19 protein-coding genes, 1 pseudogene and 2 riboswitches are annotated in these 20,625 nt (G+C 67.0%); of the genes and pseudogenes, 8 read left to right on the top strand and 12 right to left on the bottom strand.

From position 1 onward, the window contains the following. Positions 1 to 2 precede the first annotated feature (2 nt). The 5 genes and pseudogenes from NIBR502770_RS01705 to NIBR502770_RS01685 all read right to left on the bottom strand — a co-directional run bounded on the left by NIBR502770_RS01705 (position 3) and on the right by NIBR502770_RS01685 (position 4,644). Positions 3 to 503 (bottom strand): HNH endonuclease, encoded by a 501-nt coding sequence (locus NIBR502770_RS01705; RefSeq protein ID WP_056331149.1) that lies wholly within the window; start codon positions 501 to 503, stop codon positions 3 to 5. Between the two features lie 271 nt (positions 504 to 774). Then, on the bottom strand, positions 775 to 1,548 hold the full coding sequence (locus NIBR502770_RS01700; RefSeq protein ID WP_141158033.1) for an NlpC/P60 family protein: 774 nt from the start codon (positions 1,546 to 1,548) through the stop codon (positions 775 to 777). 163 nt (positions 1,549 to 1,711) lie between these two features. Further along, positions 1,712 to 2,386, bottom strand: coding sequence for a C40 family peptidase (locus NIBR502770_RS01695; protein ID WP_141180820.1), 675 nt, complete (start codon positions 2,384 to 2,386; stop codon positions 1,712 to 1,714). A gap of 70 nt (positions 2,387 to 2,456) precedes the next feature. Continuing rightward, a riboswitch (cyclic di-AMP (ydaO/yuaA leader) is annotated at positions 2,457 to 2,651 on the bottom strand. Positions 2,652 to 2,762: 111 nt separating this feature from the next. After that, positions 2,763 to 3,583 (bottom strand): annotated as a pseudogene (locus NIBR502770_RS01690) (M23 family metallopeptidase). Positions 3,584 to 3,593: 10 nt separating this feature from the next. Further along, positions 3,594 to 3,835, bottom strand: a riboswitch (cyclic di-AMP (ydaO/yuaA leader). 107 nt (positions 3,836 to 3,942) lie between these two features. Then, the gene (locus tag NIBR502770_RS01685; RefSeq protein WP_141158034.1) at positions 3,943 to 4,644 is read right to left on the bottom strand and encodes a metal-dependent transcriptional regulator; all 702 of its coding nucleotides are present in this window, start codon (positions 4,642 to 4,644) and stop codon (positions 3,943 to 3,945) included. A 294-nt stretch (positions 4,645 to 4,938) separates the two neighbouring features. On the opposite strand from NIBR502770_RS01685, the gene serC reads away from it, so the two are divergent. Continuing rightward, on the top strand, positions 4,939 to 6,069 hold the full coding sequence (gene serC / locus NIBR502770_RS01680; RefSeq protein WP_141180819.1) for a phosphoserine transaminase: 1,131 nt from the start codon (positions 4,939 to 4,941) through the stop codon (positions 6,067 to 6,069). A gap of 112 nt (positions 6,070 to 6,181) precedes the next feature. On the opposite strand, the gene NIBR502770_RS01675 is transcribed toward serC, so the two are convergent. After that, positions 6,182 to 6,691 (bottom strand): DUF3027 domain-containing protein, encoded by a 510-nt coding sequence (locus NIBR502770_RS01675; protein ID WP_246857356.1) that lies wholly within the window; start codon positions 6,689 to 6,691, stop codon positions 6,182 to 6,184. Between the two features lie 5 nt (positions 6,692 to 6,696). Then, positions 6,697 to 7,080, bottom strand: a complete 384-nt coding sequence (locus NIBR502770_RS01670; protein WP_141158036.1) for a cold-shock protein — start codon at positions 7,078 to 7,080, stop codon at positions 6,697 to 6,699. 222 nt (positions 7,081 to 7,302) lie between these two features. Between NIBR502770_RS01670 and NIBR502770_RS01665 the strand changes: the two genes are divergently transcribed. From NIBR502770_RS01665 to NIBR502770_RS01655, 3 genes are read left to right on the top strand one after another with little or no spacing between them, the layout of a single operon-like run. Next, positions 7,303 to 7,536 (top strand): hypothetical protein, encoded by a 234-nt coding sequence (locus tag NIBR502770_RS01665; RefSeq protein ID WP_141158037.1) that lies wholly within the window; start codon positions 7,303 to 7,305, stop codon positions 7,534 to 7,536. 10 nt (positions 7,537 to 7,546) lie between these two features. Beyond that, positions 7,547 to 10,021, top strand: coding sequence for a helicase-associated domain-containing protein (locus NIBR502770_RS01660; RefSeq protein ID WP_141180818.1), 2,475 nt, complete (start codon positions 7,547 to 7,549; stop codon positions 10,019 to 10,021). An 11-nt stretch (positions 10,022 to 10,032) separates the two neighbouring features. Further along, positions 10,033 to 11,679, top strand: coding sequence for a DNA repair helicase XPB (locus NIBR502770_RS01655; protein WP_141158039.1), 1,647 nt, complete (start codon positions 10,033 to 10,035; stop codon positions 11,677 to 11,679). Positions 11,680 to 11,700: 21 nt separating this feature from the next. On the opposite strand, the gene NIBR502770_RS01650 is transcribed toward NIBR502770_RS01655, so the two are convergent. Further along, positions 11,701 to 12,570: an FHA domain-containing protein gene (locus tag NIBR502770_RS01650; RefSeq protein WP_141180817.1), complete on the bottom strand. Its 870-nt coding sequence runs from the start codon at positions 12,568 to 12,570 to the stop codon at positions 11,701 to 11,703. A gap of 5 nt (positions 12,571 to 12,575) precedes the next feature. Beyond that, positions 12,576 to 12,833, bottom strand: coding sequence for a hypothetical protein (locus tag NIBR502770_RS01645; RefSeq protein ID WP_141158041.1), 258 nt, complete (start codon positions 12,831 to 12,833; stop codon positions 12,576 to 12,578). A gap of 243 nt (positions 12,834 to 13,076) precedes the next feature. Between NIBR502770_RS01645 and NIBR502770_RS01640 the strand changes: the two genes are divergently transcribed. From NIBR502770_RS01640 to NIBR502770_RS01625, 4 genes are all read left to right on the top strand, one after another. Further along, complete coding sequence (locus NIBR502770_RS01640; protein WP_141180816.1) at positions 13,077 to 13,577, top strand: DUF427 domain-containing protein; 501 nt, start codon at positions 13,077 to 13,079, stop codon at positions 13,575 to 13,577. 73 nt (positions 13,578 to 13,650) lie between these two features. Then, positions 13,651 to 14,361, top strand: a complete 711-nt coding sequence (locus tag NIBR502770_RS01635) for a response regulator transcription factor (RefSeq protein ID WP_056331118.1) — start codon at positions 13,651 to 13,653, stop codon at positions 14,359 to 14,361. 2 nt (positions 14,362 to 14,363) lie between these two features. Further along, on the top strand, positions 14,364 to 15,875 hold the full coding sequence (locus NIBR502770_RS01630; RefSeq protein WP_141180815.1) for a cell wall metabolism sensor histidine kinase WalK: 1,512 nt from the start codon (positions 14,364 to 14,366) through the stop codon (positions 15,873 to 15,875). A gap of 104 nt (positions 15,876 to 15,979) precedes the next feature. Continuing rightward, on the top strand, positions 15,980 to 16,267 hold the full coding sequence (locus NIBR502770_RS01625; RefSeq protein WP_141180814.1) for a WXG100 family type VII secretion target: 288 nt from the start codon (positions 15,980 to 15,982) through the stop codon (positions 16,265 to 16,267). 8 nt (positions 16,268 to 16,275) lie between these two features. On the opposite strand, the gene NIBR502770_RS01620 is transcribed toward NIBR502770_RS01625, so the two are convergent. From NIBR502770_RS01620 to NIBR502770_RS01610, 3 genes are all read right to left on the bottom strand, one after another. Further along, positions 16,276 to 17,286 carry a ribonuclease HI family protein gene (locus NIBR502770_RS01620; protein WP_141180813.1) on the bottom strand — a complete coding sequence of 337 codons (1,011 nt, stop codon included), beginning with the start codon at positions 17,284 to 17,286 and terminating at the stop codon, positions 16,276 to 16,278. A gap of 165 nt (positions 17,287 to 17,451) precedes the next feature. Continuing rightward, positions 17,452 to 19,086 carry a chaperonin GroEL gene (gene groL, locus NIBR502770_RS01615; RefSeq protein ID WP_141158046.1) on the bottom strand — a complete coding sequence of 545 codons (1,635 nt, stop codon included), beginning with the start codon at positions 19,084 to 19,086 and terminating at the stop codon, positions 17,452 to 17,454. Between the two features lie 290 nt (positions 19,087 to 19,376). After that, positions 19,377 to 20,615: an ABC transporter substrate-binding protein gene (locus NIBR502770_RS01610; RefSeq protein WP_246857355.1), complete on the bottom strand. Its 1,239-nt coding sequence runs from the start codon at positions 20,613 to 20,615 to the stop codon at positions 19,377 to 19,379. Between the last annotated feature and the right edge of the window lie 10 nt (positions 20,616 to 20,625).

The following is a 20,625-nucleotide window of genomic DNA, read 5'->3' as shown; positions in this document are numbered from 1 at the left end:
TGTCAGGCAGCGCGCTCCGGCAGCAGGAACGGATCCCATGCGGGGGTCGGCTTCTCCAGTTCCTTGATCTGCCAGATCGTCCCGTGCGGCGGCTCGGGAACAAACCGAAGGGTCCACCCCATCTCGGCGGGAGTGTGGTCGCCCTTGACGTTGTTGCACCGCAGGCAGGCGGCCACCAGGTTCTCCCACGAATCGGCACCTCCACGCGACTTTGGGTGAACGTGGTCGATTGTGTGCGCAGCCTTGCCGCAGTAGGCACATTTGTGACCGTCCCGCCGGAGTACGCCCCTGCGGCTGACGGCCGTTGAGTGGTTGTACCTGGGCCGGATGTAACGGTTGAGGAGGATCACGGACGGGCGGCCCAGGACGTCGGTGGGCCCCACCACCGGGTCGTCCCCTTCGGCCACGACGCTTGCCTTGCCCGTGAGCACAAGCACCAGCGCCCGGCGGAAAGTGATAACCGCCAGCGGTTCATATCCAGCATTCAGAACGAGAGTGCGCATGCACTTACCTCTTCACGGCCGCACCCGTCAGGGGCACGAGGGCCGGCTGCCCTCGGCATGTCCGGGCTATGGATCGACATCACAAGAGTAAACAAAGAAGTGCAGAATCAGGTAATCGCCGCCCCGGAGGCCCCTTCCGTCACCATGCCAGGGAAAAGGCGGGGACGCCGGCGGCAAAGCCCTTAAGCGCAAAGGACCCCCGCCTTGCTGGCGGGGGTCCTCTGGCAAGCAGCACGCGGGCCGGCGTTGGTTAAGGCCGGCACAGGAATGCCTAACGTACGCGGATGGCTACCGGTCCGGAGCCAACATTGGCGCTGAAGACCACGGTGTCGTTGCCATTGAAGCCGCCGTGGACGGCCATGCCGTTACCGGCGTAAACGGCAATGTGGGCCATGCCGCCGCCACCGTCGGCGTAGTACAGCAGGTCGCCGGGCTGGGCCTGGGACATGGGCACGGTGTCACCCAGCGACAGGTAGCCTGCCGGCCAGTCGTGGAAATGGATGCCGACGGCAGCCAGTGCGTTGGTCACCAGCATGGTGCAGTCCTGATGCACGCCGAGCTGGGCGTATGCGGCGGAAAGGATGGCTGCTCCCTTCCCGCTTGCGGAAACCTGGGCGGCGGGAGCAGCCGGAGCAGCGGCGGTAACAACCTTGGCCGTGGCCTTGGCAGCAGCAACAGGCTGCGCCACAGGCGCGGGAGCAGCTTCCTGCACCTGGACCTGGGGCTCGGGCTCGACGACGGGAGCCGGCGTGGTGGTGACAGCAGGCTTCTCGTAGCTGATGGCAATGGTGGAAGCCGCGGAAATCGGGGCGTCGACGGCCGATTCAACTTCGAGCTGGGACGCCGGAGCGGAATCGCGCTTGACGTTGGCGTCGGCAGCGTTCGCTGCGAGCCCGCTGGTCAGGACCAGGCCGGAAGCCGCGGCGATAACAGCAGCCTGGCGGCCCATGCCACCGGCGTTGTCGCTGACAGCTTTGGCAATGATGGCGATCGAGTTGGTTTTGGTGACCTCGGCGCGGTGCCGTGCGGTAGCACGAGTCGTCATGAGTTCTCTCTTTCGTTTTTCCTTCGGACCGCGTGTAGGCAGGCAAAGGGGGCTGGACGCGCCGGCATCTTGGGGGTAAGCCGGCGCATCCCGAACGGGGATCTGGTTTCTAGCGGAAAAGCTGTGGGCAAAGAAATAGCCCTTGGAGCGCTAAGCCCAAGAACTACTTGTTGAGGTGGTAGTACGACGAGCTACCGGTGGCTGCGGGCGAGTGCAGCAGCGTGCCCTGGGAGGGGTTGAGCGCGCTGATCATCATGCCATTGCCGACGTAGATACCCACGTGCGCGCCGCCGTTCTGGACAACGAGGTCGCCCGCCTGCGGGGTGGAGGTCGGGGTCATGATGTTCCACGCGTTGGTGCGCGGGATGCTGATCCCGGCCTGTGCGTAGACCCACTGGACGAACCCGGAGCAGTCCCAGCCGGTGACCGGGCTGGTGCCGCCCCATACATAGGAGTGGCCGATGCCGGTGTAGGCGATGGCTGCAATGCCGGAGGTTGCGGCGGAGACAGTCTCGGCAGCCTTGGCGGCGGGAGCGGCGTCCTGGCCAGCGGTGGCGGCGCGTTCGGCCGGCGCGGTGGACTGGGGACGTACCGCCTCCACCTTCGGAGCGGCGGTGGTCTTGACGACCGGGCGCTCGAAGGAAACCGTGGCCGTGGGGGCGGCCGTGACGGCCAGTGCCGTCTGTGCCGAGCCGGACTCGGTGGATGCAGAGACACCGGCGGTGGTGTCAGCTGCGTTTGCTGGCAGGCCCATGCTCAGGATCAGGCCCGATGCGGCTGCCACTACGGCAGCCTGGCGGCCTACGGTCCCGGCATTTGCACTCACGGCCTTGGACACGGCGTCCAAGGGGCTGGTGCGAACCGTTTGCGCACGGTGGCGCGCAGAATGATGGCGTGAAGACACGAAGGTAGCCTCTCCCAATGCCTGCGAGGTGAGCTGTCGGATTCGGATGGGAGTCACCCGGCCACGCAGCTTCCTGGGAAGCTGGTGACTTAACCCCAAGGCCTTCTGGAGAGAAGGCCAAAATTGGTTCCCCCGCCCCTGCCAGACGATGAAATGCGAACGGACCTTGAGCGGTGGCAGAGTTAGGCAATCCACTCAAGAGCGTCAACTTCGGAAAAGTTGACGCGAGTTAGACGGTACAGCAGTTTTGCTTCAATGTCACATTCAGGTCACGGCAGGTCGCTGCGATCTGAGAGTGGGCAATCATTCGTTACAGCCAGCCCATGGGGTCGACCACTTCGCCGTTGACCTGCACCTCGAAGTGCAGGTGGCAGCCGGTGGAGGCACCTGTGGTGCCGCTGAGCGCCACGACTTCTCCACGGGAGACCGTCTGGCCCACCTTGACGTTGAAGGACGACAGGTGGTTGTACGTGGTTTCCAGTCCGTTGCCGTGGTCGATGACCACCCGGTTTCCGCCGCCGAACTGGTGCCAGCCTGCGAAGGTAACGGTGCCGGTCGCAGCGGCAAGGACGGACGTCCCGCATTGAGCCACGAAGTCCTGGCCCCGGTGGAAGTCGCCGGAGCCGCCGGTAATCGGGCTCACCCTGTATCCGAACGGTGACGCGGTCACGAGGGAGGCTAGTGGTGCAGCCAGGGTGCCGGCCGACGCCGCCCGCGTGACGGAGCCGGCGGACTGGGCACTCAGGAGCTGCTTGAGCTTCCCGTCCGGGTCGGCCTGGGTCACGACGGCGGAGCGGCTGAAGTCGATCTGGGCACCAATATCGGCGGAAATCTGCGGCTGCGGGCTGACGGAGGAAGCTGCCAGGGGCGCGTTGCCGGACGCATCAGTGGCCATGACCGGGCTGGTGGCCGGCACTGTGACCGTCAGCACCAGTCCGGTGGCAGCCAGGGCGATTCCAGCCTTCTGGCCAATCCCGCTTGCGGCGGCGAACTCCGTTACCTGCCGCAGGGGCCCCCGACGGCGGCGCGCGTCGCGATGGAGATCGCGGGGGCGCTCCACTGCTGCGTCTTCGACAACCCGGGGTGCCGAAGGGGGCTGGCTGCGCGGCGGCGCCCCCTGGAGGTCTGCATGGTCAAGAAGGGTTCCTCTCTGGAAAAGCCTGCGGAGTTAGCTGTCGGATTCGGGTCAGAGAGATCAAAGACCCGGCCCGCCGCGGCAAGCTTCTGCACAGGGGTATTCCCGGAAGAATCCTTCACTGGAGAGGCTTGCTGCTGACGGACTTCACCCCAAGGCAGTCCCCCGCTGCCGCTTGTGGTTCCCCCGCCTCTGCCAGTAACGACTCGTGCACCCGATCCGCTGGCAGAGCTCGGCTCCGGATCGGGTAACGCTTAAGTATCAACGATTGGTTCCACTATAGGGCCTTTAGACCTTAGGTAACAATTCCGTTATCTTTGCGTGGAAGTGCCTTGCCGGGGTAAAAGGCTGGGCCTCAGGGCTGGGACACGGCCACGAAAACGTGGGCGGCAACCTCGGGCGGCAGCTCCAGTGCGCCCTCGATGCCCGGGACCCGCACGGAGATGTAGTCACCCACGCGTTCCAGCGCCACGGCGGCACCGGGCCGGATTCCACCTTCGTCCAGTTGCGCCAGCAGTTCCGGCTCCACCTGGATCGGTTCAGCGAGCCGGCTGATGGTGACAACAGAGGCCGATGCGTAGCCCTTCATGGCTTCGACCAGGCTGATGGCTCCGTCGGCGCCGCCGGTGGCAGGCTGTCCACCCAGGGCGGCGAGCCCGGGGATGGGGTTGCCATAGGGCGATTCGGTAGGGTGGTCCAGCATCTCGTAAATGCGCCGCTCAACCCGCTCGCTCATGACATGTTCCCAGCGGCAGGCTTCGTCATGCACGTAGGCCCAGTCCAGGCCGATCACGTCGGCCAGCAGGCGTTCGGCCAGCCGGTGCTTGCGCATGACCTCGGTTGCCCGCTTGCGGCCGGTGTCAGTGAGTTCCAGATGCCGGTCACCGGAGACCACCACGAGCCCGTCGCGCTCCATCCTTCCGATGGTCTGGGACACGGTAGGGCCGGAGTGGCGCAGGCGCTCGGCAATACGGGCCCGGAGGGCAACGATGTTTTCTTCCTCAAGCTCCAGGATGGTCCTGAGGTACATCTCCGTAGTGTCGATCAGATCCGTCATCCAGCTCAGCTCCTCGAGCGCAGTACCTTGCGTTGTCCCACCGTATCGCCTCTTCCCGCGAGGTAGTCCGGGGGCCAGCTTAGCCTATTTTGAGTTTGTCCGAATAGCCGAGCGTCGGGCGGCGTCGCCCGGACGGCGCGTCTCATTGTCTGGACTTTGGGCCCGCCGGCTCCCGCCGCCCCTGCCATTCAGGCAGAATGGTGAAGGCCCGCTGCGCAGCCATCGCCTGCTGCCGGCCGAGCCATGACCCGCCCGTCCGGACCAAACTTTCGTCCCCGCCGAATTGGAGCACCTGTGAGCGACACCAGCATCACGATCCCCGCCGACCTCCTGCCGAAGGATGGGCGGTTCGGCGCCGGCCCGTCAAAGGTCCGCCAGGAACAGATCGATGCGCTGGCAGCAGCGTCCAAGACCATCCTCGGCACTTCGCACCGGCAGGCGCCGGTCAAGAACCTGGTGGGATCCGTCCGCGAAGGGCTGAGCCAGTTCTTCCGCGCCCCGGAGGGCTATGAAGTGGTCCTCGGCGTGGGCGGCTCCACGGCATTCTGGGACGTCGCGAGCTTCGGCCTCGTGGAGAAGAAGGCCCAGCACCTGTCCTTCGGCGAGTTCGGGTCCAAGTTTGCGGCCGCCACCAACAAGGCGCCCTTCCTGGAGGCTTCCTCGATCATCAAGTCCGAGCCAGGCACGCGGCCGGCGGCCCAGGCCGAGGCAGGCGTTGATGTCTATGCCTGGCCCCAGAATGAGACCTCCACCGGTGTTGCTGCCCCTGTCACGCGCGTTTCCGGAGCCGACGAGGGATCGCTGGTCCTGGTGGACGCCACCTCCGCGGCCGGCGGCCTGGACGTGGACGTTGCCCAAAGCGACGTCTACTACTTCGCCCCGCAGAAGAACTTCGCTTCCGACGGCGGCCTCTGGCTGGGCCTGTTCTCCCCGGCCGCCCTCGAGCGCGCCGCGCGGATCAAGGCAGGCAACCGCTGGATCCCGGACTTCCTGGACCTCCAGACCGCCATCGACAACTCCCGCCTGAACCAGACGTACAACACGCCGTCGCTGTCCACGCTGGTCACGCTGGACGCCCAGGTCCAGTGGCTGAACTCCAACGGCGGCCTGGATTTCGCCGCCGCACGCACCGCAGACTCCGCCGGACGCATCTACAGCTGGGCCGAGGCCTCCGAGTTTGCCACCCCGTTTGTGGCCAAGGCGGAGGAACGCTCCAATGTCATCGCCACCATCGACTTCGACGAATCGGTTGATGCAGCGGCCGTGGCCAAGGTCCTGCGCGCCAACGGCATCGTTGACACCGAGCCCTACCGGAAGCTGGGGCGCAACCAGCTGCGGATCGCCACCTTCGTGGCCATCGAGCCCAGCGATGTCTCAGCCCTGCTGTCCAGCATCGACTACGTGGTGGGCGAGCTGCGGAAGTAGGCGCGGAGAACAGTCGGGACAACGTACGACGGCGCCGCCCGGGTTCATCCCGGACGGCGCCGTTTTCGTTGTCCCCTTCCGGGGTGGCCGGACTCCCGGTGGCGAGGTGCGGTCAGGCTTCCGCTTGCGTGCCGGCGTCGTCAGTTGGATCGTCAGCCGCTGTTGCGTGGCCTTCAGTTTCCGCGGCGGCCGTTACCTGGCTGTCCGCTTCGGACTCCTGCTGCTGGTCCTCGGGGCGGACACGTTCGGCCCAGGGCACCCACTCCGGGGCCAGGATCGAATCTTCCGACGGCAGGAGGCCCAGCTCATTGACCGTGACCACTTTTGAGCGGGAGTTGCGCGTCAGCACCGCGTACCACTGCCACCCCGCGTATCCGGGCAGCCGGGACTCAAACAGGTGGGTGACCAGCCGGTCGCCCTCGCTCTTGGCCGCCAGGTGCGGCCCGATGGTGGCCGCAGGCGTGATGCCCTCCACGGCGGTCCGGGCAGTGTCCACGGCGGCGGCCAGGAAAGCGTCCGGCTTGCCCGTGCGCCACACGGGCACGCCTGCCTTGCGCTTGGGCGGCGTCCTGGCAGCCTGCTCCTGCACCGGCGTGCCCGGCTGTTCGGAATCGGGAGTCATCGGCGCTAAACGTCGAGCTCGTCGGCGACCTTGCGGAGGGCGGCAGCAATGGCCTTGCCCTTGTTGCCGTCCGGGTACTTGCCCTTGGACAAGGTCCCGGACAGGTTGTCCAGTACCGTCACCAGGTCCTGGACCAGCGGGGCAAGGTCCTTGGCGCTCGGCCGCTTGGCCTTGGCAATCGAGGGAGTCTTGTCCAGGACGCGCAGGCCCAGCGCCTGGGCGCCCTTGCGACCGTCCGCTACGCCGAACTCCACGCGGGTGCCGGCTTTGAGCTCGCTGACGCCGTCGGGCAGCGACGACTTGGGCAGGAAGACCTCCTGGCCGTCCTCGCCCGCGAGGAACCCAAAGCCCTTGTCCTTGTCATACCACTTGACCTTGCCGGTAGGCACGTAATCAACCTTCTTCGTTCTGCTGTCATGAGACACGGCCGGCCACCACCGCATCCGCATGGTTGTGCGGGTTCAGGGTATGGCGAACCGGGACCGTGTTGGTCTGTATGCTTCAAGGTTATCCTGCCGCATGGCCTATCGACGCTTTGGGCGGCACTGTTCCGCCGCAGGCGCAAGGCCCCGCTTTACCCGCACCGCGCCAGGCGCGGTAGCGTTGCGTCCATGACTCCCTCGCGTTACCGGCGGCCCCTGATGGTCCTCGCCGCAGTTGTTGCCGTGCTGTCCCTGATAGCCGTGGCAGCTGTCATGGCCCTGGCCTTCGCCGGCTCGGTAGCTCCCGCCTGGATCACCTACACCGCGCTGTACGGCCTGCCAGCAGCCTTCATCCTGATGCTCCTGCTGGTCCTGGACGGAGTTGCCGCCCGGCGGCGGGCGGGAAGGCCCCAGCAGCGGTAACGTTGGACTGATGTCCCTCATTCGCGCGCTTGGCAAGGACCTGGAGGCACGCAGCGACGATTCGTTGCGGGCGTTGTTCGCCGCGCGGCCGGACCTCATCACCCCTTCGGTTCCTGACTTCGCCGCGCTGGCTGCCCGCGCAAGTTCCCGGGTCAGCGTCCAGCGCGCCCTGGAGCGGCTCAACCGGCCTCACATGCAGGTACTGGAGACCCTGCACCTGTGCACCAACACCGACACCGGGCACAGCGCCTCAGCGGAGGCCGTGCACAAACTGATCCACGGTTCCACACTGGCCACTGTCGACGAAATTTTGGCCGGCCTGCAGGAGCTCGGCCTGGTGCACCCCGCCGCTCCCCCGCACGGCACGCCGCCCCCTGCGGCCAGCCAGCCGTACTACCTCCCCGTGGGCTCGCTCAAGGATGTGGTGGGAATTTATCCCGCCGGCCTGGGGCGCAGCTATACCGAACTGGTTCGCCTGCAACCGGCCTTCGCCCAGCGGGCGGTGCAACTGGTCTCAGAACTGCACCGCAGCGGCTTCGCGATCCACGATGCCACCACGCCCATGGAAGCAGCCCTGGCCCTTCAGCACTGGACGTCCTCACCGGAGGCCCTGCAGGACATCCTCGCCGGCGCACCGGAACGGACGACGGCGCTGCTCGCCAGGTTCCGGAACTGGGCCATGGGTGCCGTCCCCCAGGCACAGCGGAAAGCGTCGGTCAGGACGGAGGGGGCCGACGTCGGGCCTGTTGACTGGCTCCTTGCCCGCGGGCTGCTGGTTCCGCTGGACGCCGCCCATGTGGAACTGCCCCACAGCGTAGGACTGGCTTTGCGCGGCGGGGCAATCATCAATGACTTCACTCTGTCGCCGCCGGTCCCGGAGCTTGGCCGGACCACGGCGGCGCTGCGCAGGAACGCGGCCCTGAGCGCCATCTCCGAAACCCTGCGGCTGGTCTCCGAGTTGCTGCATGCCGTCCGGGAACAGCCGCTTGCCACACTGCGCAGTGGCGGCGTGGGCGTCCGTGAAGTGCGCCGCGTGGCCGAACACCTGCGGACAGACCAAAGCGCGGCCGGCCTGCTCCTGGAGCTGTGCGGGCTGGCCGGCCTGATCCGCCTCGACGTCGACTCCTCATCGTGGGTGCAGCCGCCGGAACTGGAATGGCTGGTCCTTCCCCGGCAGGAACAATGGCTGTGGCTGGTGAACGCCTGGCTGGCCAGCGAACGCGTGCCGTCCATGGTGGGCCAGCCCGTGAACTCAGCCCCTGGCGCAGCGGCCGGCCGGTCCGCGGCCGGAACCACCATCGCCGCACTGGCCGCCGGAGCGCAGCGGCCTGACGCTCCGGTGGTCCGCAAGCGGATCCTGGAGATCCTGCATGAGCTCACCCAGGAGGTGTCCGCGTCCGACGGTACCGCCCCCGTGCTGGACGCCGCCGCTGTCCTGCAGCGCGCGGAGTGGTCGCAGCCGCGGATGGCCAGGCGTTTCAGCTCGCTGATCCGCGGCGTGCTGGCCGAAGCGGAGCTGCTGGGCCTGGTGGGTTCCGGGGCGCTGAGCCAGTTGGGGAGCGCTTTCGCCGAAGACAACCCGGATGCCGCCCTCGCCATCCTTGGTGAACACCTGCCGGCGGCCCTCAACCATGTGCTCCTGCAGGCTGACCTCACGGCGGTTGCGCCCGGCTACCTCACTCCCGCGCTGACCGAAAAACTCCTGGCCATGGCCGACGCCGAGGGGCAGGGCCCGGCCACCACCTACCGGTTTTCCGCGGCCTCCGTCAAACGGGCTCTGGACCACGGATACGACGCCGCAGGCCTGCTGCGCTTCCTGCGCGAGCACTCCGCGACGGCGGTACCCCAGCCCCTGGAGTACCTCGTGGAGGATACGGCCTCCCGGCACGGCAGGCTCCGCGTGGGCCAGGCTGCCAGCTTCATCCAAAGCGATGACGAAGCAGCCCTGCGCGAGCTGCTGGCCGGACCCAAGGCCGCCCAGCTGGGCCTGGCCAGGCTGTCGCCGACCGTCCTGACGTCGTCGTCGCCGCCGCGCGAACTCGCCGCCGCCCTCCGGAGCCTGGGCCTGTCCCCGTCCGTTGACGGCGCCGAAGCCGCCCACCCGCGCCGTGCCGCCCCGGGGCAGGAAAGCGCGCGCCCGGTCTATACCGCACCCCGGATGGCGCCCCCGGCGGAGGACGTTGAAGCCCAACTGGCGGTCCTGCGGAAGGCGGGCCCCGGCGTCGGACATCTTTCCGGCACCGCCGCCGGCAGCGAGGCGGCCACCCAGCTGGGGCTTGAGGCGTTGCAGAGGGCCATCCGGTTGAAGCAGCGGATCCACATGAACGTGGTGGACAGCCTGGGGAATGCCAGCTTGGAAATCGTTGTTCCGCTCTCTGTGAGCGGGGGCAGGGTCCGCGTGTTCGATCCCGTGAAGGACACAGAGCGGGTCCTGTCCGTGCACCGCATCATCGACATTGAGGCCGCAGAGGAACTGCGCCAGTAAAGGATTCCCGCGTGACCGACGGACCCCTGATCGTCCAAAGCGACAAGACCATCCTCCTCGAGGTGGACCACGAACTGGCCACCGAGGCCCGGCATGCCATCGCGCCTTTCGCCGAGCTGGAACGGGCACCCGAGCACATGCACAGCTACCGGCTGACCCCGTTGGGGCTCTGGAACGCGCGCGCCGCCGGGCTGGACGCGGAAAAGGTGCTGGACGCCCTCCTGAAGTATTCACGCTTCCCGGTCCCGCATTCCCTGCTGATCGACGTCGAGGAAACCATGTCCCGGTACGGCCGGCTGCGCCTCGAAAAGGATCCCCGCCACGGCCTGGTCATGCGGACGGATGACTACCCGGTCCTGGAGGAAGTAATCCGTGCCAAGAAAATCGCACCGCTGCTGGGGCCCAGGATCGACGGTGAGACGGTGGTGGTGCACGCCTCCCAGCGCGGCCAGCTCAAGCAGCTGCTGCTGAAGATCGGCTGGCCTGCGGAAGACCTTGCCGGCTACGTGGATGGCACCCCGCACCTTATTTCCCTCAACCAGGACGGTTGGGAGCTCCGCCCCTACCAGCGCCTGGCCAGTGAGAACTTCTGGGCAGGCGGCAGCGGCGTGGTGGTACTTCCCTGCGGCGCGGGCAAGACCCTGGTGGGAGCCGCTGCGATGGCCACCGGATCCACCACCACGCTGATCCTGGTCACGAACACCGTGGCGGCCCGGCAGTGGAAGGACGAACTGCTCCGGCGCACCTCCCTCACCGAGGAGGAGGTGGGTGAATACTCGGGCGCGCTCAAGGAAGTGCGGCCGGTGACCATCGCCACCTACCAGGTGCTCACCACCAAGCGGGGCGGCATCTACCCGCACCTGGAACTCGTCGACGGGCACGACTGGGGACTGATCATCTACGACGAGGTCCACCTCCTGCCGGCGCCGATCTTCCGGATGACCGCAGACCTGCAGGCCCGGCGGCGCCTTGGGCTCACCGCGACGCTGGTCCGGGAGGATGGGCGCGAGGGCGAGGTCTTCAGCCTCATCGGGCCCAAGCGCTACGACGCGCCGTGGAAGGACATCGAGTCGCAGGGCTATATCGCACCGGCAGACTGCGTGGAGGTCCGTGTGGACCTGCCCAAGGATGAGCGGGTTGCCTATGCAATGGCCGACGACGCGGACAAGTACCGGCTCTGCGCCACGTCCGAGTCCAAGACGCTGGTGGTGGAACAGCTGGTGGCGCGGCACGCCGGAGAGCAGTTGCTGGTCATCGGCCAATACATCGACCAGCTTGACGAGCTCGGCGAGCGCCTGGAGGCACCCGTCATCAAGGGCGATACCCCGGTGAAGGTCCGGCAGAAGCTCTTTGACGCGTTCCGCTCCGGGGAACTGCAGACCCTGGTGGTGTCCAAGGTGGCGAACTTCTCCATCGACCTGCCGGAGGCCTCCGTGGCCATCCAGGTTTCCGGCTCCTTCGGTTCCCGGCAGGAGGAAGCACAGCGGCTGGGCCGGCTGCTGCGGCCCAAGAAGGACGGCCGCGCCGCCCGCTTCTACTCCCTGGTGGCCCGGGACACCCTGGACCAGGAGTTTGCTGCCAAGCGCCAACGGTTCCTTGCCGAGCAGGGTTACGCCTACCGGATCATGGATGCCAAGGACGTGCACGCCGCGGAGTAGCCCGCAACGTGCACCCCCCAATCACCGCACGCCCTCGGAGCTGTCCCGTTCCATGGTTCCCGTCCGGGGATCGAGCTGCGGACGTTCGTATGCCAGCTCACCGCCGCTCCTGCCACCGTAGGGGCGGCCGTGATCGGCAAATTCCTCGCGGAAGAAAGCCAGGCACCACTGGCCCATCTGGATCCTCGCTCCGGTCCGCAGGACCGAGGGTCCGGTCCTGGACACGCTGCCGCTGACCGGTCCGTGCGGCACCAGGACGTATTCATCCTGCCCGTCGTGCCTGATCTCGGCGTGGAGTGCTTCCAGGCCCTCCAGCTGGATATCTGATCCTGGCCCGCTGCCAATCGTGGTGACGTCCTCCGGGAGGGCAACTTCCCGGGGGATCTGGCCGGTCCAGGTGGCGGCATCCTGGACAAAGATCAGCCGTGGCCGGCCGCCGCCCCTGGCGTAGTGGGTGGTAGTGATGCGCCGGACGATTTTCCGCTGGACAGTGGGGACCAACGGCAACGGCGTTGACGGGGGCAGCAGGGGCACGCCCCTGGGCCGCCGCCTGCCCTGCCGGAGCAGCGGAAGCAGGGAGCCGAGGTTGCCCAGCTTGATATGCGGCGAGCGCGTCACCAACCGCTGTGATGCCGGTGCATCCACCTTGCCCAGGCTGACAATGTTTCCGTCTGGACCTGCCACCGTGACGCTGACCCCCTTGCGGGCCAGCAGGTCCGCCAGCGGCCTGATCTCCTCCAGGGGCGGCAGTCCGGCACCGGCAAGTGGCGCCAGGCGGTCCAGGGACACGGTAACTTCCGTACCGGCAGCCGTGGCACGCCCATTGGTGACCGCCCCGGACTCATCCGTGTACGAGAAGTCCAGATCGATGTCCAGGCGGCTCTCAGTCATCTCCGTCAACCGCGGTTCGAGTCCGATCCTGCCGCGTCCCGGTCGCTGGTGGTGACGCGCAGGCTTCCGTTGAGTTTCCAGGTGGCGCGCGGTGCGTCCGGTCCGATGTCACGCGGAACTTCAACGGTCATGTCAACGAACTGGTAATTGATGGCCGCGCCTTTGCCGGTGAGATAGGACCACATCTCCTCGGCAAGGTCCGCCCAGTCCCGAATGCTGCGTTCGCTGGCAGCGGGCTTTTCAGTGGCACTCAGATCAGTCATGATGGTCAATCCCCTTCGATGGGCCAGGAGCTATCGGATAACTATCTCTATTGGCATGAGCCACCGGGGCGGCAGGGAGCAGCTGCCGGTGGTCCTGTGGAGCGCTGGTGCCGGGCTTGACCGTCCGGCAAGGATCACTGTATTCCCGCACCAGGGGCTGGGGAAGATGCGGGAACCGGAACGTTCTCGACGCCGATTGGGTTCCCGGATGCGGAACGCCGCACGCGGATGCACACTGGAACCATGACAACGAGAATCGTTCCGGCCGTCCCCGGGCCCGGGCAGGAGTCGGTATGGGACTACCCCCGCCCGCCCCGGATCGAACGCAGCAGCGAACGGGTACGCATCGTCCTGGGCGGGGAGCTGATCCTGGACACCACCGATTCCCTGCGGGTCCTTGAGACCAGCCATCCGCCGGTGTACTACGTTCCCAGGTCAGCATTCGCCGAGGGCGCGCTGGAGCCCGCGTCGGGCAGCAGCTTCTGCGAGTTCAAGGGCTCGGCAAAGTACCTCACCGTGCGCGGCGGCGGAAAGGAAGCGGAGAGCGCCGCCTGGTCCTACCCTGAGCCGGCGTCCGGTTTCGAGGCCCTCGCCGACCGGGTGGCCGTCTACCCCGGCCGGATGGATTACTGCGAGGTGGATGGGGAGCGGGTCCAGGCGCAACCGGGCCGCTTCTACGGCGGCTGGATCACCAGAAAGGTGGTGGGCCCGTTCAAGGGCGAACCGGGGACCATGGACTGGTAACCGCAAGCCCACCATCACCATGCTCACAACGAATATCCAGACAACTCCCAGAGACTGGGAGCATGATGGGAACATGAACAAGAACGGTCCAGAAGCCCGGCTGCTCGTCGTTGATGATGAACCCAACATCCGCGAGCTCCTCTCCACGTCGCTGCGGTTTGCCGGTTTTGAAGTGGTCTCCGCCGCCAACGGCCGCGATGCCCTCGCCGCTGCCGATACCCACGCCCCTGACCTGGCCGTGCTGGATGTCATGCTCCCCGACATGGACGGCTTCACCGTGACCCGCCGGCTCCGCGCCTCCGGCAAGCACTTCCCTGTTCTCTTCCTGACCGCCAAGGACGACACCGAGGACAAGGTCACCGGCCTGACCGTTGGCGGTGACGACTACGTCACCAAACCCTTCAGCCTGGACGAAGTGGTGGCCAGGATCCGGGCCGTGCTCCGCCGCACCCAGCCCCTGCTGGACGACGACGCCGTGATCCGGGTGGACGACCTGGAGCTCGACGACGACGCCCACGAGGTGCGGCGCGGCGGAACGGTCATCGAACTGTCCCCCACCGAGTTCAAGCTGCTGCGCTACCTCATGCTCAACCCCAACCGGGTCCTGTCCAAGTCGCAGATCCTGGACCACGTCTGGGAGTACAACTTCAACGGCGACGCGTCCATCGTGGAGTCCTACATCTCCTACCTGCGGCGGAAAGTGGACATCGACCCGGAGGCGCCCGCCCTGATCCAGACCAAGCGCGGCGTGGGCTACGTCCTGCGGACGGCTGAAAAGCGCTGACCTTGCTAAAGCGGTGGAAGTCGGCCTCCCTCAGGTCGCAGCTGGTGGCCATGATCATGGCCCTGCTGATCGTGGCCCTGACGGTGACCGGTGCGGTCACCCTGACGCTGTTGCACAGCTACCTCCAGGGCCAGGTGGATGACAAACTGAACGCCGCCGTCGACTCTGCACGGAAACAGCGCTCCTTCACCCAGCTGCAGGCACCCAGCTCCATACCCACCGACTACTCGCTGATGCTCTTCGCCCCGGGCGAGCAGCCGTACACCTTCGGCGGGGATCCTGACTACCACCCGGACATCAATGCGTTCACGGTGGAGCAGGCCCAGGCGCGCGGGCAGACTCCCTTCCAGGTCCGCGGGACGGACGGGGAAAATTGGCGCGTAGTGGCGGTGACGGTCCAGAACGGCCAGACCATGGCCGTGGTGGTCATCGGCCTGCCGCTGGAGAGTGTTGACGACGTCCTCAAGCATGCCACCCTGGTGGTCACCGGAGTGGGCCTGCTGACGTTGCTGCTGGCCTCGCTCATTGCCAGCTGGACTGTGTCCCGGTCCTTCCGGCCGCTGGCCAGGGTGGAGAAGACGGCGGCCGCCATTGCCGCCGGGGACCTCTCCCGACGCGTGGAAGTGGAAAACCCCACCACCGAACTGGGCCGCCTGAGCAGCTCACTGAACGCCATGCTTGCGCATATTGAGACCGCGTTCGCGGCCCGGACTGCCTCGGAGGCACGGATGCGCCGCTTCGCCGCGGATGCGTCCCATGAACTTCGCACCCCACTGGTGACCATCCGTGGGTTCTCCGAGCTGTACCGCCATGGCGCCTTGTCCACGGACGAGGACGTGGCCACCGCGATGGGCCGGATCGAAAGCGAAGCCAAGCGCATGGGGTCCATGGTGGAGGACCTGCTCCTGCTGGCCCGGCTCGACGAGCAGCGCCCGCTGCAGCAAAAGCCGGTGGACCTGCAACTGATTGCGCACGATGCCGTAGTGGACACCCAGGCAAGCGACCGTTCCAGGGTGATCTCGCTGACCGGGCTCGACGGCGGGCCGGCGGGACCGGCCCCCGTCCTGGGTGATGAGGCCAAGCTGCGCCAGGTGGTGGGAAACCTCGTGGGCAACGCGCTGCGCTACACCCCTGAGGGCACTCCGATCGAGCTTGCCGTCGGTGTCCGGGGAACAGGCGGCGGCGAGCGGTCCGTGATTGAAGTACGTGACCATGGGCCCGGTATTTCGGAAGAGGACGCAGCCAAGGTCTTCGAACGCTTCTACCGGGCTGACACGTCCCGCACCCGGGAGACCGGCGGCAGCGGCCTGGGCCTCGCCATCGTGGCGGCAATCGTGGGCTCCCACGGGGGGACGGTGCGGGTGGAAAAGACCGACGGCGGCGGCGCCACCCTGGTGGTCAGCCTGCCGCGGCGCGAAGACGCACCCCGCGATGGCGGAGGAGACGGCCGGGAAGAAGCGGATGGCAGCATTCCCGCTTCCAGGGGCGGCGACGGCTCGGTTATCCACATATAGCCTGCCGGCCGTGGCCCACGCCTGCCCCGGCTCCATAGGCTCGTCCCAGCAGCCCGGAACCGCCGGGCGCGGGGGCAGCCCCGCTGTATCCGAGAGGCACAGCCATGACCATCATTTCCGTCGACACAGACCTGCTGCAGCTAAAGTCCGCCAACGTGCAGGCCACCGTGGACCGGATCAGCGCCGACGTCCACGCCATGAAGCGCGGCCTGGACGAGCTGCAGGGTTCATGGCGGGGTTCCGCAGCCACAAACTTCCAGGCGCTCGTCACTGAGTGGACCATCACCCAGGGCCGGGTGGAGGCCTCGCTGGCATCCATCAACGCCGCTCTTTCCTCTGCCGCTGCCACCTATGCCCAGGCCGAACAGGGAAACGCCCAGCGGTTCAGCTGACCTGCCGGTCAGGCCTCCGGGGTTCCCTGGTGGAACCGCAGCCGCCACCGTTCCCCGTCCAGGACCCACAGTGAGCTGCGGAGCGTCGTGCCGGTACGCGCAAAGTTTCGGTACGTCAGCAGGACCGCGCTGGTGCCGATGCGGTCAGCACCCAGGATTTCGATGTCGGTCCGTTCCCCCGGGTCCTCTTCCAGTGCCATCATCATGGCATCCCGGGTCCACACCCTTCCCGAACTGCCGATTTCCATGAAGTCCGGGTGGAGGAGGACGGCGGTCCGCCCGATGTCCCCGCGCACCAGCGGGCCCAGAAGCTCACGTTCGAGCTCCTCCACCAGCGCTTCCGGCGGTATGGAGCCCGCCTGTTGGGTTGCTTCGGCCACTTCGAGGGCTTCATTGTCCAGTTCACTGAACAGGTCGGGTTCCTCGTAGGAGGACACCGGCGCCGTGGAACGGGCCGGCGCCGCGGCCGGGACATCCAGCGTTGCCGGCGGGGAGCCTGCGCCTCGCGCCGCCTGGGCCGCCGCCGGGCGCTCGGAGGCCCCCGGGTGATGGCCGCCGGGGAACCCGGGGCCGGACCGTGCCGCCACTCCCTGCTGGTACGCCGTGGCCGCGGCCCTGGCCCGTTCATCGGCAGCTTCATTGAGGTCGTGCCCGGCGTGGCCCTTGACCCATTCGAACGTGTAGGTGCGTCCGGCCAGTTCGCGGTCGAGTTCCTTCAGCAGTTCCACATTGAGGACGGGTTTGCCATCGGCTTTGCGCCATCCTTTGCGCTTCCATCCCGGCATCCACTTGGTAATGGAATTGATCACGTACTGGCTGTCGCAGAGGATGCGGAGGTCTTCCCCCGGCAGGTGCGCGGTAGCGCGCAGGAGGTCAAGGACAGCCATCAGCTCCCCCTGGTTGTTGGTCCCGTGGGGCCAGCCGCCGGCACGCCAGCAATCGTCATTCACATACCAGGCCCAGCCGGCCGGGCCGGGGTTTCCCAAGGCCGAACCATCAGCCGCTGCAGTAATCGTCACTGGTCCATCCTGCCAGAAGCGGCCGACACCCGGCCCTGCCTCCGCAGCGGGGTGTGCACCGGATGCGGTCCCGGCCCCAACAGGAACCCTGCCAGAACGGAAAATGCGGCCCCCTCCGAAGAGGGGGCCGCACTTTGCGGTTTGGCGGGCAGGTCCCGGCCGGGCTTAGAAGCCGCCCATGCCGCCCATGCCGCCCATGTCGTCGCCACCGGCGGGTGCTGCAGCCTTCTCCGGCTTGTCAGCAACCACTGCTTCGGTGGTGAGGAACAGGCCGGCAATGGAGGCCGCGTTCTGCAGGGCAGAGCGGGTCACCTTGACGGGGTCATTGACGCCTGCAGCCAGCAGGTCGACGTACTCGCCGGTTGCTGCGTTCAGGCCGTGACCGGCGGGCAGGCCGCGGACCTTGTCGACCACAACGCCCGGCTCGAGGCCGGCGTTGAAGGCGATCTGCTTCAGCGGCGCGTCGATGGCAACGCGGACGATGTTGGCGCCGGTTGCTTCGTCGCCGGAGAGCTGCAGGTTGGCGAATGCCTTGGCGCCGGCCTGGATCAGGGCCACGCCGCCACCGGCGACGATGCCTTCCTCAACGGCAGCCTTGGCGTTGCGCACTGCGTCTTCGATGCGGTGCTTGCGCTCCTTGAGCTCAACCTCGGTTGCGGCTCCGGCCTTGATGACTGCAACGCCGCCGGCCAGCTTGGCCAGGCGCTCCTGCAGCTTCTCGCGGTCGTAGTCGGAGTCGGAGTTCTCGATCTCGGCGCGGATCTGGGAAACGCGGCCGGCGATCTGGTCGGCGTCGCCGGCACCTTCGACGATGGTGGTCTCGTCCTTGGTGACAACTACCTTGCGGGCCTGGCCCAGGAGCTCCAGGCCGGCAGTCTCCAGCTTGAGGCCAACTTCCTCGGAGATGACCTGGCCGCCGGTGAGGACGGCGATGTCGGCGAGCTGGGCCTTGCGGCGGTCGCCGAAGCCCGGAGCCTTGACGGCGACGGACTTGAAGGTGCCGCGGATCTTGTTCACGATCAGGGTGGCCAGGGCCTCGCCCTCGATGTCCTCGGCAATGATCAGCAGCGGCTTGTTGGACTGCATGACCTTTTCCAGGACAGCAACCAGTTCCTTGACGTTGGAGATCTTGGAGTTGACGATCAGGATGTACGGATCCTCAAGGACCGTTTCCTGGCGCTCAGCGTCGGTGACGAAGTAGGCGGAGATGTAGCCCTTGTCGAAGCGCATGCCTTCGGTGAGTTCCAGCTCCAGGCCGAAGGTGTTGGATTCCTCGACCGTGATGACGCCTTCCTTGCCCACCTTGTCCAGGGCTTCGGCGATGAGGGCACCGATCTCGTCGTCACCGGCGGAGATGGAGGCGGTGGCCGCGATCTCTTCCTTGGTTTCGATTTCCTTGGCGGAGTTCAGCAGTTCGGCGGTGACGGCGTCAACGGCCTTCTCGATGCCGCGCTTGAGGGACAGCGGGTCGGCGCCGGCAGCAACGTTGCGCAGGCCTTCCTTGACCAGGGCCTGGGCCAGGACGGTTGCCGTGGTGGTGCCGTCACCGGCAACGTCGTCGGTCTTCTTGGCAACTTCCTTGACCAGCTCGGCGCCGATCTTCTCGTAAGGATCGTCCAGCTCGATCTCCTTGGCGATGGAGACACCATCGTTGGTGATCGTGGGGGCGCCCCACTTCTTTTCGAGGACGACGTTGCGTCCACGCGGGCCGAGGGTGACCTTAACGGCGTCGGCGAGGGTGTTCAGGCCACGCTCAAGGCCGCGGCGTGCCTCTTCATCAAATGCAATGATCTTGGCCATAACGGCAATAGTCCTTTCGGGACAGTCGTTAAGAATGAACCTTCGCTGCAGTGCCCGCGACGGACGATCCTTTGCCGGAGGCCTCTGTATGCCTCCGGGCGGGGATCTCACTGAAGTGAGGTGTTTCTTTCGCTCCTCGACCGGTGCCGTGCGCTGCCGGCCGGAACCAGGCGTTGCTTTAGCAGTCGGTACGTCAGAGTGCTAAGTCAATAATTAGCACTCCCCAGGTGAGAGTGCAAGCGAAAAGACGCGTAACGCCCCGCAGGCAGGGTCCGCTTCGCCCAGGGCGATCAGCCGGAGTGGCCCGCCGTCTCCCGGCCGGACAGAGAGGGGTTGTTGTCGGCCCCGAAGGTGTACACGGAGAAAGCGGCCGAGGTGATGTCCCCGTTGGAATCGAAGGCAACCGGGCCCGATTCGCCGTCGTAATTGATGTCCGGGCTGCCTGCGAGACCACCGAGGCACTCCTTGTAGCTCAGGCAGGGGGCGGCCGGCGCGCCGGCACCGGAGGAAGCCGTTCCCCCGGAGACCGGGACCAGGTTCGCGGCAATGGAGCGGCCGGCGTCATCCTGTGCACGGGCCGCGGCCAGGGCCGCCAGTGTGACGGCGTCGTAGGTTTCAGCGGCGAAGGAGACATCCTTGAGTGCCGGGTCAACGGCCAGCAGTTTCGCCTGGAACGCAGCGCCGGGCAGCTGCCCGGGCACGACGGCGCGGGCACCTTCGAGTGTCCCGGGTGCGAGCCCGGACCCGTAGCGGGCAAACGCGCCGTCGCTGAGGATGATCCGGGAGCCGGCAACGCCTGCACTGTTCAGCTCCACCAGGGCGTCCCGTGCACCCTCGCGGGCAATCACGACGACGGCGTCCGGCTTGGCCTTGGACGCGGAGCGGGCGGCCTCGGCGGCAGCACCGGCTTTGAAACGGGCGCCCGGCAGGACCGTGAGTCCGGCCCCTTTGGCTGCCTCCGAGACGGCCGCCGAGAGGTCCTTGCCGTAGGAGCCTTCCTGGTACAGCACGCTGATCGTGGCGGCGCCGGCGTCCTTGGCAAGTTTGGCCAGCACGGGTCCTTGCGCGACGTCGGCCGCTGCGGTCCGGAAGTAGTAGCCTCCGCTCGCCAGCCCGGAAAGACCGGCAGCGGTATTGGCCGGCGAGATCAGGGGGATGTGTGCGCGGGACAGGATGTCCGCTGCTGCCGGGGCGTGGCTGGAGTCGGTGGGCCCGATCACCACGTCCGCTTTGGCGGCCGCTGCGTCGCTTGCCTGCTTCGCCGTGTCCTGGTCCTGGTGCACCGGAAGGAGCTCCACTGGCCGGCCTTTATGTCCGCCGGCGGCGTTGATGTCCTGGATGGCAAGCTTGGCGGCGGCCAGTTGCGGGGCGTTGAGGAAGGCGTTGTCACCGGAGTTGTCCAGGATGACGCCCACCCGGAGCACACCGTCGCCGGAAGCCTCGGCAGGTTCCACCCTGGCGTTGCCGCCGGTGCCGGCGCATGCACCCAGCGAAAGGACGGCTCCCAGGGACAGCGCGAGTACCGGCATGGCTCGGGCT

The organism is Pseudarthrobacter sp. NIBRBAC000502770 (genome assembly GCF_006517815.1).
Lineage (GTDB): Bacteria > Actinomycetota > Actinomycetes > Actinomycetales > Micrococcaceae > Arthrobacter > Arthrobacter niigatensis.
The sequence above is the reverse complement of the archived record's forward strand: the minus strand, read 5'-3'. Positions and strand labels throughout refer to the sequence as shown.

Coding starts and splice junctions, on each gene's coding strand:
- NIBR502770_RS01700 (WP_141158033.1), bottom strand. CDS start 1,548: ATGACGACTCGTGCTACCGCACGGCACCGCGCCGAGGTCACCAAAACC.
- NIBR502770_RS01660 (WP_141180818.1), top strand. CDS start 7,547: ATGTCCCTCATTCGCGCGCTTGGCAAGGACCTGGAGGCACGCAGCGAC.
- NIBR502770_RS01610 (WP_246857355.1), bottom strand. CDS start 20,615: ATGCCGGTACTCGCGCTGTCCCTGGGAGCCGTCCTTTCGCTGGGTGCA.
- NIBR502770_RS01675 (WP_246857356.1), bottom strand. CDS start 6,691: ATGACTCCCGATTCCGAACAGCCGGGCACGCCGGTGCAGGAGCAGGCT.
- NIBR502770_RS01640 (WP_141180816.1), top strand. CDS start 13,077: ATGACAACGAGAATCGTTCCGGCCGTCCCCGGGCCCGGGCAGGAGTCG.
- NIBR502770_RS01705 (WP_056331149.1), bottom strand. CDS start 503: ATGCGCACTCTCGTTCTGAATGCTGGATATGAACCGCTGGCGGTTATC.
- NIBR502770_RS01645 (WP_141158041.1), bottom strand. CDS start 12,833: ATGACTGATCTGAGTGCCACTGAAAAGCCCGCTGCCAGCGAACGCAGC.
- NIBR502770_RS01665 (WP_141158037.1), top strand. CDS start 7,303: ATGACTCCCTCGCGTTACCGGCGGCCCCTGATGGTCCTCGCCGCAGTT.
- groL (WP_141158046.1), bottom strand. CDS start 19,086: ATGGCCAAGATCATTGCATTTGATGAAGAGGCACGCCGCGGCCTTGAG.
- NIBR502770_RS01650 (WP_141180817.1), bottom strand. CDS start 12,570: ATGACTGAGAGCCGCCTGGACATCGATCTGGACTTCTCGTACACGGAT.
- NIBR502770_RS01625 (WP_141180814.1), top strand. CDS start 15,980: ATGACCATCATTTCCGTCGACACAGACCTGCTGCAGCTAAAGTCCGCC.
- NIBR502770_RS01685 (WP_141158034.1), bottom strand. CDS start 4,644: ATGACGGATCTGATCGACACTACGGAGATGTACCTCAGGACCATCCTG.
- NIBR502770_RS01635 (WP_056331118.1), top strand. CDS start 13,651: ATGAACAAGAACGGTCCAGAAGCCCGGCTGCTCGTCGTTGATGATGAA.